Origin of the sequence: Thiocapsa marina 5811 (assembly GCF_000223985.1) — a bacterium.
GTDB classification, from domain to species: Bacteria; Pseudomonadota; Gammaproteobacteria; order Chromatiales; family Chromatiaceae; genus Thiocapsa; species Thiocapsa marina.
In genome coordinates, this window is sequence record NZ_AFWV01000003.1 from 173,100 (window position 1) to 188,672 (window position 15,573).

Genomic DNA, 15,573 nt, shown 5'->3' on the forward strand with positions numbered 1-15,573 from the left:
GTCATGCGCCTTCGTGATTTTCACTACGACCTGCCCTCCGATTTGATCGCCCAGCGTCCGCTGCCCGATCGCGGCGCCTCGCGCTTGCTTGCGCTCGACCCCGCAGGCGACGGGCGTCGCGACCTCTGTTTTCGCGATTTGCCGAGCTTGCTCAGGCCGGGCGACCTATTGGTCTTCAACAACACGCGGGTGATGCGGGCCCGGCTGTTCGGATGCAAGGACACCGGGGGGCGAGTCGAGATCCTGATCGAGCGTGTCCTGGAGGCGGGCGAGGCTTTGGCCCAAATCCGGGCGAGCAAGTCCCTTAAGCCGGGGCGCTGGATCGATCTCGACGGGGGGAGTCGGCTTGTCGTGCGGCAGCGCGAAGGTGATCTGTATCGGCTTGGGCTGATCGAAGGCAGCTTTCCCGAGCTCATGTCGAAGCAGGGTCATATCCCCTTGCCGCCCTATATTCAGCGTCCGGACGACGCCTCCGACGATGCGCGCTATCAAACCGTTTACGCGCGTCACAGCGGGGCCGTCGCCGCTCCGACGGCCGGTCTGCACTTCGACGAGGCCATGTTGGTCCATCTGCGGGAAATGGGCGTCGGGTTCGCGGAGGTGACGCTGCATGTCGGCGCAGGGACGTTCCAGCCCGTTCGGGTCGATGACCTCGACCGACATGAAATGCACGCGGAATGGATCGACGTGAATGACGACGTCTGCCGTCGAGTCCATTCGGCGCGCGCGGCGGGCGGACGCATCGTAGCGGTCGGCACGACGAGCGTTCGAAGCCTCGAGAGTGCCGCAGCCGAAGGCGAGCTGGTCCCTTTTCGAGGCGATAGTCGTCTTTTTATTCGGCCCGGCTATCGGTTTCGGGTGGTGGACGCGTTGATCACCAACTTCCACTTGCCCGAATCGACACTGCTCATGCTGGTTTCAGCCTTCGCGGGGCATCGCCCCGTGATGGATGCCTACCGCCATGCCGTGGATGCTCGGTATCGGTTCTTCAGCTACGGCGATGCAATGTTTCTGAGTCGCAATGAGGATGGCTCGCCGGACGACTCATCGAGCCGATGAGCTTCGTGTTCCGGCGAATCGGGATCGACAGCGAATTGTTCAATCAGCGTGTGCGAGCGCGTCGAGCGTTGGCGTCAAATCGTGCGCACTGATCCTTCATTTAAGTTGTCGGATGGATCAAACCCGGCACCTCATCCGATCGCGATTTACTGTTTCTACTTGACATCCATTGCAAATCGCATAAATTATAGAGATCGAGCCGCAAGACGGCTCGTTTTGATTTTTAGGGCATCACATTTCACCCGTCTTGGAGGTATATCACGTGGAGTACGCTAACCTTAGCGTCGACGAAATTCAGCAGCAGCTTGCCGAAATCGAAAGCAGCAAGGCTGAGCTGAAGCGCGCGCTGGAAGTGCGCCGTCAAGAAGCGAAATCGGAAGTCGCTCAACAGATCAAGGGCTTGATCGCCCAATACGGCTACGAATTGGAAGAAATCCTGCCTCTGGTGGAATCCAAGCGTCGACGTGTGGGCGGATCGGCCAGGCGCTCCGTCGCCGGGGGGCGGCAGTATACGCGATACATCGATCCGGAGAATACCGACAACGTCTACGTGCGTGGTGTCCTTCCCGGCTGGATGAAGCAGAAGATGGCCGAGCAGGGTTACGACCCTTCGTCCAAGGTGGATCGCGAAGCCTTCAAAACGAACTATCTCCAGGCGGTCGACGCCTGAGCCGCGATTGATCCGGCGATTGGCCGGGTACCATCTCGGCATCCATTTCGGTATCGAGCGGTCATAGGTCGGCCGCAAGAGCCGTTTGCAGCGTTGGATGTCGAGATGGAATGTCGGGGCGATTGCAGATCCGGAAACCCGGACATTTCAGCGGACTCCTTAAGGTCCAGATGCGAAAAAGCGCTCGGAGCAAAGAGGTCGTCGACGGCGCTGGCTTTCATTGAGCGCATCGCGTAGACTGCGATTCTCGCATCATCCGGTCGATGCGTCGTCTCGCGGCTGACCCCACCTTTTTCCAAGGCTTCATCCTCGAACGCCTCTTTTCTGCCTAGGCCGGTCCCGTCTTCGCACGGTTTTAGGCCGGTTTCAGGAGTTTTCATGTCATTCGATTCACTCGGCCTTCAGGCCGACTTGCTGCGTGCCGTGGCAACGCAGCGTTATGCCCGCCCGACCCCCATTCAACTGCAGGCAATACCCGAGATTTTGGCCGGTCATGACCTGCTTGCCGGCGCTCAAACCGGGACGGGCAAGACCGCGGCCTTCGTGCTGCCGCTCTTGCAGCGTCTCTCCGAGAAGGGTCATCCGCAACGTCATCCGCGTGCACTGATCTTGACGCCGACGCGCGAGCTGGCGGCTCAGGTCGGCGAGCGCGTGCACGCCTACGGCCTGCACCTGCCTTTACGCTCGGCGATCGTCTTCGGCGGGGTCGGCATGCAGCCGCAGGTCAACCAGCTGCAGCGCGGTGTCGATGTTTTGATCGCGACCCCGGGGCGCCTGCTCGATCATGCCGGCCGACGCACCGTCGATCTGTCGCGCGTCGAGATCCTCGTCCTGGACGAGGCCGATCGTATGTTGGACATGGGTTTTATCCACGACATCCGGCGCATCATTCAGCTGCTTCCCGAGCGGCGCCAGAACCTCCTGTTCTCCGCAACCTACTCCGACGACATCCGCAGGCTGGCGGACGGGCTTCTGAAGCGCCCGAAGCTGATCGAGGTTGCGCGGCGCAATACGGCCGCCGAGACGGTCGTTCAGGCGGCGCATCCGGTGGACAAGGCCCGCAAGCGCGATCTGCTCGCCCACCTCTTCCGTCGCGAAGGTTGGCATCAGGTCTTGGTCTTTACGCGTACCAAGGCGGGTGCCAATCGGCTGGTGGAGCATCTCGGGCGAGAAGGTATCACGGCCGCCGCCATCCACGGCAACAAGAGTCAATCGGCCCGAACGCGCGCCTTGGACGATTTCAAACGCGGCAGCGTCCGCGCATTGGTGGCGACCGATATCGCCGCGCGGGGATTGGATATCGTCGATCTGCCCCAAGTGGTGAACTTCGAGCTGCCGAATGTCGCCGAGGACTATGTCCATCGTATCGGGCGCACCGGTCGAGCGGGCGCCGGCGGTAAGGCGCTGTCTCTTGTCAGCCATGACGAACGGGGTTTGCTGCAGGGAATTCAGCGCCTCCTGCGTCGAGAGATTGCGTTGGATCCCGTAGTCGGTTTCGAACCGTCATTGGTCCCTCCGGAATCCGAGCCCGATCGAAGCCTCGGCGGTCGCCGCGACTCGCGCGGACCGAGCCGACCGGCGCGCAAGCCGGCCGCCGCCGCTGCTTCGCCGGCGGGGAAGCGTCCCTGGCGTGGCGGCGACAGGCGCGGGCGCGGCGCGACGCCATAGTTTCCGATGACCATTGCGCGGCGGGGCTTGCGTATCCGGTCCCGCCATTGCTTCGTCTCCAACGGTTGGAGACAAAGACTGTCGAATCAGTTGCGTATTGATTTTTCGACCGTTCTCTCTTTCTCTTCAATGCGCTCTCACGGAACTCTTGAATAATGAATATTTACGTTGGCAACCTGGCCTACGGCGTGACCCAAGACGAGCTGAAGACCGCATTCTCCGCTTACGGCGAGATTTCGAGCGTGAACTTGATCACCGACAAGTTCACCGGTGAGTCCAAAGGCTTCGGCTTCGTCGAGATGCCGAACAACTCCGAGGCCGATGCCGCCATCAAGGGGCTGAACGAGACGCCGCTGAAGGGCCGTAACTTGAAGGTCAACCAAGCCAAGCCGCGCGGCGAGCGCCCCTCGCGCGGGCCCCGCTGGTAGGCGTACTTCGGCTTCGGGGCGTTGCCCCGAGGTCGTGTTCGAGCGCGGCCTCGAGCACCTCGATAGAATTGACCACTCTCCTTCACTGCTCCCCGCGTACCCCCGATGTCGCCCCACCTGGTCTATCGCGTTCGTCCCGCAGCACCGCAAGCACATCTGTTTCACGTCGAGATCGAAATCCCGGGCTCGGGCGCCGACCTCGTCGAGCTGTCTCTGCCCGCGTGGATTCCGGGCAGCTATATGATCAGGGACTTCGCGAGGAATATCCTGAAGCTCGTCGCCGAATCAACCGACGCGATGCCGCTCAAGTGCCGAAAGCGCGACAAACAGACCTGGGTCTGCCGGACGGGGGGCAGTGCGATCAGGGTGCGTTATCAGGTCTATGCGTGGGATCTCTCTGTTCGCGGGGCGCACCTCGATACGACGCACGCCTACTTCAACGGGGCAGCTCTCCTGATGCGGGTTCACGGCATGGATGGCCGACCCTGTTCGGTCGATCTAATTCCGCCCGATGGAGACGTCGATGCTGAATGGGCGGTCGCGACCAGCCTCGCGCCGGAGCAGATCGACGGGCGTGGTTTCGGATCTTATCGTGCCGAGAATTACGACGACCTGATCGATCATCCCGTCGAGATGGGGTGTTTCGAGCAGGTCGGTTTCGATCTCGCGGGTGTGCCGCATCGTCTGGCGATTACGGGCCGCCAGTATGCCGACAAGCCCCGACTCGAGAGCGATCTCTTGCGCATTTGCGGCGAGCACGCGGCCCTGTTCGGCGAATTGCCGATCGACCGCTACCTCTTTCTCGTGACGGCCGTGGGCGAGGGCTACGGCGGATTGGAGCATCGGTTCTCGACAAGCTTGCTCTGTTCACGCAACGATTTGCCTCATCCGACCGACGCGAAGCGCACCGATGCATACGTCCGCTTCTTGGGGCTTTGCAGCCACGAATACTTCCATCTCTGGCATGTGAAGCGCATTCGGCCATCTGCGCTGATGGATGGCAGGCTGGATCGGGAGCTGCACACGCGAACGCTGTGGGCCTTCGAAGGCATCACATCCTACTACGACGAGCTCGCCTTGGTGCGCAGCGGTTGTATCGATCCCCGGGCCTATCTCGGCCTGCTTGCCGCGACGATGACCCGCCTGGTACGAACCCCGGGACGCAGAGTGCAGACCTTGGCCGAGTCGAGCTTCGATGCCTGGACCAAGTTCTACAAACAAGACGAAAATGCACCCAATGCGATCGTGAGTTATTACGTCAAGGGCGCCCTGGTCGCCCTAGCGTTGGACTTGACCATTCGCGCGGGGACGCAGTGCAGGACCGCGCTCGATGACGTCATGCGAGCACTCTGGAGCCGCTATGGCTGCACCGGGGTTGGCGTTCCGGAGCGCGGGATCGAGGCCATCGCGTCCGAGGTGTCGGGGCTCGATCTCGACGCCTTCTTTGCGACCGCGCTGGACGGGACCACGGAGCTCGATCTCGAGCCCCTCTTGAGCACGGTCGGGGTCGGTATGCGGCTGCGTCCCTCGGATGGCCCGAAGGACCAGGGCGGGTGTCCGGAGTCTTTCGATCATCGAGAGGCGCGTCCGACGCTCGATCTGCGCCTGCGTCCGGGTGCCTCCGAGGCGATCGTCCAGAACGTGATCCGCGACGGGCCGGGCGAGCGCGCGGGCATCGCACCCGGAGATGTCGTGGTCGCGGTCGACGGCCTGCGTGCCACCGCGGAGAATTTGGAGTCCTTGGTCGCGCGCGCTGTGGCCCCGGTGAGGGTCCACCTGTTTCGGCGCGACGAGTTGATCGAGGTGCTCGCCGTTCCCGCGCCGGCCCGTCCCGACACCTGTGACTTGATGCTCTTGGATGCGGTGCCGCCGCAGGTGCTCGAGGCGCGCACGCGTTGGCTCGCCAGCGTCGCCGGCGATCGCCGGGATTGCGCTCCGTGATTCCCGGCTCAGGGGGTCATGGCTCGGGCGCGCCCCCCGATCCTCTGGACGCGGAACGAATCCTGGCGGCACTGTCCCCCGGTGCTCGCAAAGCAATCGCGCGTCTGGAGATCCACACCGAGATCGACTCGACCAACCGCGCCCTGATGCGCGATGCGGCGACGGGCGCGCCCTGCGGAACGCTGTATCTCGCCGAGAGCCAAAGCGCCGGACGGGGGCGTCTCGGGCGCCTCTGGGTATCGCCTTTCGGGGCCAATCTCTATCTCTCCATGCTCTGGCGATACAGCGCGCCGCCGGCGACGCTGGGCGGCTTCAGCTTGGTTGCGGGGGCCGTCGTTGCGGACGTGCTGCGCCGGATCGGTGCAGAGGGTCTCGCGCTGAAATGGCCGAACGATCTGCTCTGGGATCGGCGCAAGCTCGGCGGGATGCTCGTCGAGGTCGCCGGCGGGCTCCGAGGCCCCTCGGCCTTGGTGGCGGGGATCGGAATCAATGTGCGGATGACGCCCGATCACGGACGGGCCATCGACCAGCCTTGGGTCGATCTTGCGCAAGTGCTCGGAGAATCGGGGGTGGATCGCAACACCTTGGCGGCACTGGTCGTCGAAGCCCTGATCGATGCCTTCGAGCGCTTCGGTCGGGAGGGTCTGCCCCCGTTTCTTGCGCTCTGGAACGCATTCGATCTCTTTCGCGGCGAGCAGGTGCGCCTCCTGCTTGCGGACCATGAGATCCGGGGCCGGGTGCTCGGGATCGCGTCGGACGGCTCCTTGCGGCTCGAGACCGCCGACGGCGAGCGATGTTTCCATGCAGGAGAAGTCAGTTTGAGACACGAGGTCGAAGACGCGCAATGATGCTGCTGCTTGATATCGGAAATACCAACCTGCGCTGGGCACTCTCCGACGGCGGCCCTCCCGGCGAGGTTCGGGTCGTGCGCCACGGCGGGGCAGTGCCGATCGACCTTCTGGCCGACTGGGAGCTGCTGGATGCGCCCGAGCGTGTGGTTGCGAGCAACGTCGGCGGTGCATCGGTCGCCGCGGCGATCGGTCGTGCGACCCGGGCTTATTGGGGGCTGGACCTCGACCTCGTGCAGACCCGAGCCCGCTTCGGTGCGCTGAGCATCGCGTATCCCGAGCCGGGGCGTTTCGGTGTCGACCGCTGGCTCGCCTTGGTTGCCGCCCATCGCCTGGTTCCCGAAGCGGTGCTGGTCGTGGATGCCGGAACCGCGGCCACCTTCGATCTCCTGCTTGCCGACGGACGTCATCTCGGCGGCTTGATTCTCCCCGGGGTCGAGATGATGCGTGCGAGCCTTTTGGCCGGAACCCTGATCCCGCGGATCGCCTCCGAGCCGACCGACGAGCCTTGGGCGGCCGATACGGGACCGGCCGTCGCGGCCGGCAGCCTTCAGGCAATCGGGGCCCTGGCGACGCGGCTCTACGATCGGCTCGAGCGGGAGACGCAGACACCCCCCGCATTGATCCTGACCGGCGGCGACGCCGAACGCCTGATCCCGGCGATGGATCGGCCGGCTCGGGTCGTACCCGATCTGGTCTTGCGCGGACTCTTCGAGGTCGTCTCGGGCGAAGCCTCGGACATCGGTTGAGTGTCCGCTTTTTCGGGCGGCCCCGATCGAGCGCTTAGGCGTGCGGGCTGTACGGACGGTCGAAGGCAGGTCGGTATTTGGCGCCCTCGACAGGATTTGAACCTGTGACCTACCGCTTAGGAGGCGATCGCTCTATCCAACTGAGCTACGAGGGCGTGCTGTGGTATGTCGGGGACTTTAGTGTACCCCGGGGAATAACCGCAGGCACCGGTCAAGATCCCGATTCAGGCCGATATCGGTTGAAGTCCATCCGCAAAGCGGTGATTATTGAAGCGTCATCAAGTCGATACGTCCATCTCCATGACCAATCTGGCCCAGCCCGACGTCACCATCTTCCTCGATCACGCCGGCGTGATTCGGCGGGCGGCGCTGTCGCCTGCGTTCCGCGGCGAGGCGCTGGATGCCTGGGTCGGGCGTCCTTGGGCCGAGACGGTCGACTCTTTCGGAAGCGAGAGCCTGCGGAGCCTCGTCGACGACGCGCGGGACTCGGGTGTCTCGGCCTTCAGGCAGGTCAACCAGATCTTTCCATCCGGATTGCGTCTTCCGATCGAGTATACCGCGGTGCGTTTGGGAGGCGATGCCGGGCTGGTTGCTATCGGCCGCAGTCTCCAGGCCGTGACCGAGCTGCAGACGCGCCTTGTGGAGGCGCAGCAGACGATGGAGCGCGACTATTGGAAGCTGCGCGAGGTCGAGACCCGGTATCGGCTCTTGTTCGGATCCTCGAGCGATGCGGTGATTCTGTTGCGAGTCACGGGGCTGGCGATCCAGGACATCAACCCGGCCGCGTCGCGCGCCCTCGGCGGCTCCACCGTAGCGCGTCGGCCTCTGGTCGGCAAAGACTTTTCCGGCGAGTTGGTCGATGGCGAGCGTGACCTCTTTCACGCGATGCTCCGACGACTCGACGAGCAAGGCAGCGCCCCGGGGATACTGCTGCACCTCGGCGTGGAGCGAGCGGCTTGGATGGTGCGAGCGTCGCGGCTCGCGTCCGAGGCCGGTTCACTGTACCTTCTTCAATTGACCGCCACCGAGGCCGCATCGACGTCTCGGCAGTCTGCCGAAGGCGAGTTCGCCGACGTCCTGATCGAGCGCTTGCCCGACGGATTCGTCGTGACCGATCGAGACGGCTTGATCCACTGGGTCAACCCGGCCTTCCTCGACCTCGTTCAAATGCCGACCGCGGGCGGGGTGCTGCAACAAAGCCTGGGGCTTTGGCTCGATCGACCGGGCGCGGATATGAGCGTGTTGTTGACGACGATCGCCCGACTGGGCGTCGTTCGTCCGTTCTCGACCAGGCTCCGCGGCGAGCTCGGCGGCGAGACGGAGGTGGAGATCTCGGCGGCCGGCGATTTGGACACCGAGCCGTCGTCGATCGGAATCTTGTTCCGGGATGTCGGCAGGCGCCTGCCGCGACACGACAACGACCAGCGTCTCGGCGGACGCTTGAACGCCCTGAGCGGTCGGATCGGCAAAGGTCCCTTGCGTGCGCTGGTGGACGAGGCGATCAGCGTGATGGAGCAGCACTATATCGAGGAGGCGTTGGAACTCACGCGCGGTAATCGTACCGCAACCGCCGACCTGCTCGGGTTGAGTCGTCAGAGTCTCTACGTCAAGCTCAAGCGGTACGGTATGGATCAGGACACGGTTACGGATCCGGGAAGTCGAACCTAGACCGCGTCCACAGCGAAATGCTCGTTTTCGAGTGAGTTCGACGTTTGGTGCATCCACAACCCTTAGCGGGGATGCGGTTTAAGATCGTATAATTTTCAAACCGCGCCGACTCCAACGGTCGTCAAGTCTGCCGGGGCCGCCGACCCCATCCAAGAACATCGCATACCGCGCTGGGCGCGGTTTAAGCATCGGAGCGCAGCCCAATTGACCCTCGATCTTTCCTCCTCGCCGGCGTTCGGGCAAGCCGATCTTTCCAATTGCGAGCGCGAGCAGATTCAGCTCGCGGCATCCATCCAACCGCACGGCGCCATGATCGTTCTGTCGGAGCCGGATCTCATCGTGATCCAGGCCAGCGAAAATGCGCGCTCCCTGTTGCGGCTCGACCGGGATCCGATCGGGGCCCGTCTCGACGAGCTGGTACCGATCCTGGCAGCGAGGGTTCGTCCGAGACTCAAAGATGATCTGGCGCAGGTCCCGCTGGTGTTGCGAACGCCGGTGGGGGCGAACTCGGCGCGGGATTTCGATGCCATCGTGCATCGTCCACCGGCGGGTGGATTGGTCGTCGAGCTCGAGCCGTGGGGGGCCGCGGTCGACCTATCGGCTCGGATCAATGCCGCGCTGCAGACGATCATCGCATCGGCTTCGTTGCGGTCCTTGTGCGATGAGGCCGCGAGCATCTTCAAGTCGATTGTCGGCTACGATCGGGTCATGGTCTATCGGTTCGATGACGAGGGCCACGGCGAGATCTTTTCCGAGCAGCGCGAGCCCGAGCTCGAGGCCTACCTCGGAAACCGTTATCCGGATTCCGATATCCCTCAAATCGCGCGTCGGCTCTACGAGCGCAACCGGATACGCCTCTTGGTCGATGTCGACTACGAACCGGTACGCATCCATCCCCGGACCTCGCCCGTCACGGGGGAGGATCTGGACATGTCGCTGTGCAGCCTGCGCAGCATGTCGCCGATCCACATCCAATATTTGAAGAACATGGGCGTCGGGGCGACTCTGGTCGCTTCGCTCTTGGTCGGAGGCAGGCTGTGGGGGCTGATCGCGTGTCATCATTGCGGGCCGCGCTTCGTGCAGTACGAGATTCGCGCCGTCTGCGAGCTGCTGGCCGAGGCCGTAGCGACACGCATCGCTGCCTTGGAGAGCTTTGTCCAGGCTCAAGCGGAGTTGTCGGTTCGACGCCTCGAGCAGCGGATGGTGGAGGCGATCTCGCGCGAGGGTGACTGGACATCCGCCCTCTTCGACGACCCCCGAACCTTGCTTCAGACCGTCGATGCAGCGGGAGCGGCCTTGATCTGCGACGGCAGAATTCTGACCGCCGGAGAGGTTCCCGGAACCCGTGACCTGCGCGAGATCGGTGCCTGGCTCGATACGCAGCCGCGGCGCGCAGTGATGGCGACCGCCTCGCTGCGGCGCGACGAGCAGCGCCTCGCGGATCTGACCCCGGTGGCGAGCGGCATCCTCGCGGCGCCCGTGTCGAGCTGCACGGGCGAATACCTCATCTGGTGTCGTCCCGAGCGGGTACGGACAGTGACTTGGGGTGGCAATCCCTTCAAGCCAGTCTTCAGCGGAGACGATCCCTCGCAGCTTTCGCCGCGGCGTTCTTTCGCCCAATGGCATCAGGTCGTGGAGGGCACGTCCGACCCCTGGACCACCGCAAATCTGGCGACGGCCAGATTGATCGGCGAATCCGTGGCGGATGTCATCCAGCAGTTTCGCTCGGTCCGTGTGCTGATCGCCCAAGCGCAGCTCGCCCAGGTTCGCTCGCAGGTCGGAGCCTCCGAGCAGCCGATCCTCATCGCCGATGCGGACGGCGTTTTTTTGCTGACGACGCAGTCCTTCGAGCGACTCCTGCATCCGGACCAATCCCGTCCGCGATGCCTGGATGATCTACTGGACTTGTTCTCGGAGGCGACGCAGGCGGAGGCACGCCGCCGTCTTGATGAGTTGGTGACGCATCGTCGGGCTTGGCGCGGAGAAGTGGAGTTGAACGCCGGGGACATCGGCCTTCGTCCGTTTCTGGTACGCGCCGATCCAGTCTTTTCTTCGCCGGAGCTGGTCTTGGGCTTTGTCCTCTTGCTGACCGACCTGAGCGAGCGCAAACGGGCCGAGGATGCCCGGCATCGGGTTCAGGCCGGTCTGCTCGAGCAGCAGAAGGTCATGCGCCAGCAGTTGCAATGGAGTGCCAACCCCATGTACCGCGAGCTACTCTCGGCCATTGTCGCTAATGCGCAGCTTGCCGCGCTCGAGGTGACTGACAGCGTCGATTTGGGCCGGGTGCCCGCATTGGTGGACGCCGTTCAGTCATCGGTCCAGCGGACCACCCAGCTCCTCGAGCACCTCGCCTGGTATTCGGCGCAGTACACAAATTGCGATCCGCCTGCCGGTAACTGACTGACGCGGATGGGTCAAGGTCGCCAGCGCAGGGCTAGATCGGCGAGATGTGCGATCAGGGCCAAGGCCAGCCAGAGTCCGATCCAGACCCACTCGGCGCCGGTCAGGGCAAAACGTACCGCAACCAGCAGGAACGCGCCCGCGAGCAGTAGTCCGACCAGATCGCGCGGAGCGATACCTTTCCCCGTCACGCGGTGCATGACAGTCAGTGCGATCGCCTCCACCACGACCAAGCCGAGGATCAGATCGATCAAGCGCCCGTTTGCGAAGAGCTCGGCCACGATGTTGCCTCCCGGAGTGCTCGCGGCGCTCGCGTCCCGTCAGCGTGCCGAGACGAAGCCCAAGAGGTGCGCCATGTCCTTGAAGAAGACCCGCAGATGGGCCGCCGGCTTGGCGCGGACCAAGCGCTTGTTCATGTAGGCATCCCAGGTCAGGGATTGCACGTCCGGGTCTTTGCACATGCTCACGAAACGCTCGCGCCGCTTGTCGCTGGAGTACCAAAAGTACTGCATCATCCCCAGCACCCAGAAGACCTTGCCGTGGGCCTTCATGAAGTGTGCCCGTGCGCTCTTGAGTGCGCGTGCATCGCCGGTGGCGAGAAAGGTGTCGACCGCGTCCCCGGCCAGCCGTCCGCCGACCAAGGCGTAATAGATGCCCTCGCCCGAGGCGGGAGCCACCACCCCGGCCGCATCGCCGGCCAGCACCAGGTCGCGTCCGTTGTCCCAGCGCTTGAGGGGTTTTAACGGGATGGGAGCGCCCTCGCGACGCAGGGTCTCGGCATGCTCCAGCCCGGCGCGGCGACGCAGCTCGGTGGTCGCGCTCTTGAGCGAGAAGCCCTCGACCGCGGTGCCCACGCCGACGCTGGTCGTGTCCCCGTGCGGGAAGACCCAGCCGTAGAAGTCCGGCGAGATGTCGCCTTGGTAATAGACATCGCAGCGCGTGCCGTCGAAATCGGCCGGACCGCCGTTGTCCGGGGTGCGCACGATCTCGTGATAGGCGGCGACGTACTTGATCTTGTCGGCGCCCGGGACGCACTGCTTGCCGACTGCGGAGTGTGCCCCGTCGGCGCCGATCACGGCGCGGGCGCGGACCCGCTCGGATTCGTTGCCGCTGCGCCCGGCGCCCGGTCGATAGCGGATGAGCGCCGTACCGTCGGTATCGCGCTCGACCGCCTCGAAGGTGCCGGTGCGTCTCTCGGCCCCGGCCTGCGCGGCACGTTCGCGCAGCCACTCGTCGAAATGCTCGCGATCCACCATGCCGACATAGCCGCCGTTGATGGGCATGTCCACCCGCTGATCGGACGGTGAGACCATGCGCGCCGAGTTGACCTGGTTCGCCAGCATGGATTCGGGAATCTCGAACTCACGCATCGCTTGCGGCGGAATGGCGCCGCCGCACGGCTTGATGCGCCCGCCGCGGTCGAGCAGCAGGACACGACGGCCGCGCTTGGCCAGATCGGTCGCAGCGGTTGCACCGGCGGGCCCGCCGCCGACGATTACAACGTCGAATGTTTCAAGGTTTGTCATCGATTGCTGGCCCTGATGTTGGGGAAAACCGCGATATTCGGAAGACCGCCGCAGGTGTCGCGTCGACGCGATGAAGCGTCTTGCCGGTTTATGCGCGGTCGGGTTTGGATCAAGCGAGCAACCCGCGTAGAGCGAAAGCGCTGATCATCATGCCGGTGACGTAGACACTGACGCCGAGACCACTGAACCAGGTCGCCCGCTCGCGCGGACTCTGGAGGAAACGAACCATGAGCAGCAGCTGGATCAGCAGGACCACGCCGACGGCGATCCCGTGCGCCGGCTTGTCCCAGGCGAACAAGAGTGCGATCACGACCGCCTGAGGCACCGCCATCACGATGCTGGCCAGGCGCGCGGCCCCGTCGACACCGAGTTGAACGGGCAGCGAGCGCACGTTCATCTGCTTGTCGCCCTCGATTGCCTTGAAGTCGTTGAGCGTCATGATGCCGTGTGCGCCGATGCTGTAGAGCACGGCGAGTGCGAGGATCCGCCAGTCCGGCATGGCACCGCCGAGCATGACGGCGGCCCCGGTCACCCAGGCCAATCCCTCGTAAGAGAACCCGACGGCGAGGTTGCCCCACCAGCCGTTGCCCTTGAGTCGGAGCGGCGGTGCGCTGTAGGCCCACGCCAGAGTCATGCCGATCAGCGATGCCCCGAAGACCCACGGCCCGAGCGCCCAAGCCAGAAGCAGCGAGACCGTGGTCCAGATGAGCGCGAGATAAAGGCCCCAGCGCCCGGGGATCCGCCCCGAAGGGATCGGGCGGTTCGGCTCGTTGATGGCGTCCACATGACGGTCGTACCAGTCGTTGACGACCTGACTCGTTCCGCACATCAGGGGGCCGGCCAGCAGCACCCCGGCGAGCAGGAGCCACCACTGCTGCAGGACGGGCGCGCCGGAGGACACGACCCCGCACGCGAAGGCCCACATCGGCGGGAACCAGGTGATGGGGTGCGACACTTCCAGGATCGCGGGCATGGACGGATAGGCGGACGCTGCCACGGGTAACGCGCTTCGATTCATGCCGCTCACTTGTCGGATGGCGCCGAGGGCTCGGCTGCTTGGTCGGAAATGCCGTAGCGATCGATTTTGACGTATAGACTTTGGCGGCTCAAGCCCAGCAGCTCGGCGGCCGAGGCGCGGTTGTCGCCGGTCAGCTTCAGTGCCGCCTCGATGCAGAGCCGCTCGATGGTGTCGGTCGACTCGCGCACCAGCTCTTTAAGCGGGACCCGCCCGACCCGTTCGGTGAGCTGATCGAGCCAGCGGGGCTGCTCCGGACTCGTCGGTTGCTCGGCATGCAGCCGGCGACCGACATCTCGGATGAAGAATCCGAAATAGGGTCGCTCCCCGTTGCGCACCGCCGCGGCCGAGATCTCGATATCGGTCGTGGAGCCATACTCGCCGCGCAAGGTGGTCGCGAAGAGGCGGACCGTGTCGTGTTGGCGCAGGTTGGCCATCAGCACGTTCAGGTCGACCCCCGGGCGTCCGAGCCAACGGTCGAGCGATTCGCCTCGCGCCTGTTGCTCCGCGGCGATCTCGGTCAAGGCCAGGAAGGTGTTGTTGGCGCTCAAGACCCGTCCGTCCGCATCGGTGATGACGATACAGTCCGGTGCGTTTTCGAGGACGCGAAGATAGCGCGCCCGGTTTTCCGGCAGGGTGAAGGTGGCGCTCTCGACGATGATCGGCGACAGCCGCACGAGGAGGAAAGAGAGGTTTTCCTGGCGCAGCAGGGAGGCCGAGACCAAGAACTCCTGCATGCCGTCGGCGAGCTTGGCCCGCACGTCGTCAGCCCGCCCGGCGGCGCGGACGCCGGCCAGAAGGCCGTTGATCGACTGTGTGCCTTCGGTGTCGAACCCTTCCGGGAAGGGCCGTCCGATCACGCGGGTGGGCGATTCGCCGAGGAGCTGTCCGGCGGCCGGATTCGCCTCGACGACCCGTTGGGTCGGCGCATCGATGATGAGGATGGCCTCCGAAACCATACGGAACAGCAATCGATACCGGGTCTCGACCTGGCGGAAGCGCCAATAGTCGCGCTCGAGGGCTTGTTGGGCGTCGACGAGCTGTTGTTGCAGGGCGGCCATGCCCTGAAGATTGCGACCCAATGCCACGACGCTCGTCCCGAGACGCAAGGCTCGGTACTGGATCGGGATATCGGTCCCGCGCACGGAGGGGTGGTTGACCTGTCGCCAACGGGTGACGTGGGAGTTGGATGCCTCGCTGAGCAAGGCTTCCAGGTTTGCGCGGCTCTCCGGCAGCACGGTGGTCAGCCAGGGTTGCCCGATCCAATCCCTGCTGAGCTCGCTCGAAAGATCCTCGCTGCCGAACGAGATATCGCAGACGATGCCCGCCTGGTCGACCACGACCGCGATGTCGGTTGCGCCTTCGACCAATGCGGCAGCCGTGTCGGCATCGAGGGTGCCGAACGCTTCCTTCGGGGCTCTGAACGGACTCACGACGACCAGACCCTCCAATGCCTCGGGGTGCGCCCGCGCAACCCGTTTTCGGTGCCGATAGCGGCCGGCTCGCCGGAGCGCTCCTGATCGGGCGGGATGCCCATGGGCATCCGGCGCATGCGCCGTTGCACCCGGCGGACTCGAGCGCATCGCTCGAAGCGGCTTCCG

The 15,573-nt window shown here is 64.4% G+C and carries 13 protein-coding genes and 1 tRNA gene; 9 read left to right on the forward strand and 5 right to left on the reverse strand.

Going from position 1 to position 15,573, the window contains the following annotated elements; genetic code table 11:
• Nucleotides 1-3 precede the first annotated feature (3 nt).
• The 7 genes from queA to THIMADRAFT_RS05245 all read left to right on the forward strand — a co-directional run bounded on the left by queA (nucleotide 4) and on the right by THIMADRAFT_RS05245 (nucleotide 7,363).
• Nucleotides 4-1,059, forward strand: a complete 1,056-nt coding sequence (gene queA / locus THIMADRAFT_RS05215) for a tRNA preQ1(34) S-adenosylmethionine ribosyltransferase-isomerase QueA (protein ID WP_007191933.1) — start codon at nucleotides 4-6, stop codon at nucleotides 1,057-1,059.
• Between the two features lie 262 nt (nucleotides 1,060-1,321).
• On the forward strand, nucleotides 1,322-1,729 hold the full coding sequence (locus tag THIMADRAFT_RS05220; protein ID WP_007191934.1) for an H-NS histone family protein: 408 nt from the start codon (nucleotides 1,322-1,324) through the stop codon (nucleotides 1,727-1,729).
• Nucleotides 1,730-2,107: 378 nt separating this feature from the next.
• The gene (locus tag THIMADRAFT_RS05225; protein WP_007191935.1) at nucleotides 2,108-3,397 is read left to right on the forward strand and encodes a DEAD/DEAH box helicase; all 1,290 of its coding nucleotides are present in this window, start codon (nucleotides 2,108-2,110) and stop codon (nucleotides 3,395-3,397) included.
• A 155-nt stretch (nucleotides 3,398-3,552) separates the two neighbouring features.
• The gene (locus tag THIMADRAFT_RS05230) at nucleotides 3,553-3,825 is read left to right on the forward strand and encodes an RNA recognition motif domain-containing protein (RefSeq protein ID WP_007191936.1); all 273 of its coding nucleotides are present in this window, start codon (nucleotides 3,553-3,555) and stop codon (nucleotides 3,823-3,825) included.
• Nucleotides 3,826-3,930: 105 nt separating this feature from the next.
• The gene (locus tag THIMADRAFT_RS05235; RefSeq protein ID WP_007191937.1) at nucleotides 3,931-5,766 is read left to right on the forward strand and encodes a M61 family metallopeptidase; all 1,836 of its coding nucleotides are present in this window, start codon (nucleotides 3,931-3,933) and stop codon (nucleotides 5,764-5,766) included.
• Nucleotides 5,763-6,614 (forward strand): biotin--[acetyl-CoA-carboxylase] ligase, encoded by an 852-nt coding sequence (locus tag THIMADRAFT_RS05240; protein ID WP_007191938.1) that lies wholly within the window; start codon nucleotides 5,763-5,765, stop codon nucleotides 6,612-6,614. Before THIMADRAFT_RS05235 ends, THIMADRAFT_RS05240 begins: the two co-directional genes overlap by 4 nt.
• A complete protein-coding gene (locus tag THIMADRAFT_RS05245; protein WP_007191939.1) occupies nucleotides 6,611-7,363 on the forward strand; it encodes a type III pantothenate kinase in 753 nt (250 codons plus the stop codon). Before THIMADRAFT_RS05240 ends, THIMADRAFT_RS05245 begins: the two co-directional genes overlap by 4 nt.
• 78 nt (nucleotides 7,364-7,441) lie before the next feature.
• Here the strand turns inward: THIMADRAFT_RS05245 and THIMADRAFT_RS05250 are convergent.
• Nucleotides 7,442-7,518 (reverse strand) — tRNA-Arg (locus THIMADRAFT_RS05250).
• A gap of 145 nt (nucleotides 7,519-7,663) precedes the next feature.
• On the opposite strand from THIMADRAFT_RS05250, the gene ppsR (THIMADRAFT_RS05255) reads away from it, so the two are divergent.
• Both ppsR (THIMADRAFT_RS05255) and THIMADRAFT_RS05260 read left to right on the forward strand, forming a co-directional pair.
• Nucleotides 7,664-9,031 carry a transcriptional regulator PpsR gene (ppsR, locus tag THIMADRAFT_RS05255; RefSeq protein WP_007191940.1) on the forward strand — a complete coding sequence of 456 codons (1,368 nt, stop codon included), beginning with the start codon at nucleotides 7,664-7,666 and terminating at the stop codon, nucleotides 9,029-9,031.
• A gap of 204 nt (nucleotides 9,032-9,235) precedes the next feature.
• Nucleotides 9,236-11,431 (forward strand): PAS domain-containing sensor histidine kinase, encoded by a 2,196-nt coding sequence (locus THIMADRAFT_RS05260; protein WP_007191941.1) that lies wholly within the window; start codon nucleotides 9,236-9,238, stop codon nucleotides 11,429-11,431.
• 14 nt (nucleotides 11,432-11,445) lie between these two features.
• Here THIMADRAFT_RS05260 and THIMADRAFT_RS05265 read toward each other — a convergent pair whose 3' ends face one another.
• From THIMADRAFT_RS05265 to ppsR (THIMADRAFT_RS05280), 4 genes are all read right to left on the reverse strand, one after another.
• Entirely contained in the window at nucleotides 11,446-11,712 is a 267-nt protein-coding gene (locus tag THIMADRAFT_RS05265; RefSeq protein ID WP_007191942.1) for a hypothetical protein, read from the reverse strand.
• 39 nt (nucleotides 11,713-11,751) lie between these two features.
• Nucleotides 11,752-12,957 (reverse strand): geranylgeranyl diphosphate reductase, encoded by a 1,206-nt coding sequence (locus THIMADRAFT_RS05270; protein ID WP_007191943.1) that lies wholly within the window; start codon nucleotides 12,955-12,957, stop codon nucleotides 11,752-11,754.
• Between the two features lie 109 nt (nucleotides 12,958-13,066).
• The gene (gene chlG, locus THIMADRAFT_RS05275) at nucleotides 13,067-13,975 is read right to left on the reverse strand and encodes a chlorophyll synthase ChlG (RefSeq protein ID WP_007191944.1); all 909 of its coding nucleotides are present in this window, start codon (nucleotides 13,973-13,975) and stop codon (nucleotides 13,067-13,069) included.
• Nucleotides 13,976-13,980: 5 nt separating this feature from the next.
• Entirely contained in the window at nucleotides 13,981-15,405 is a 1,425-nt protein-coding gene (gene ppsR, locus THIMADRAFT_RS05280) for a transcriptional regulator PpsR (protein ID WP_040729977.1), read from the reverse strand.
• Nucleotides 15,406-15,573 lie beyond the last annotated feature (168 nt).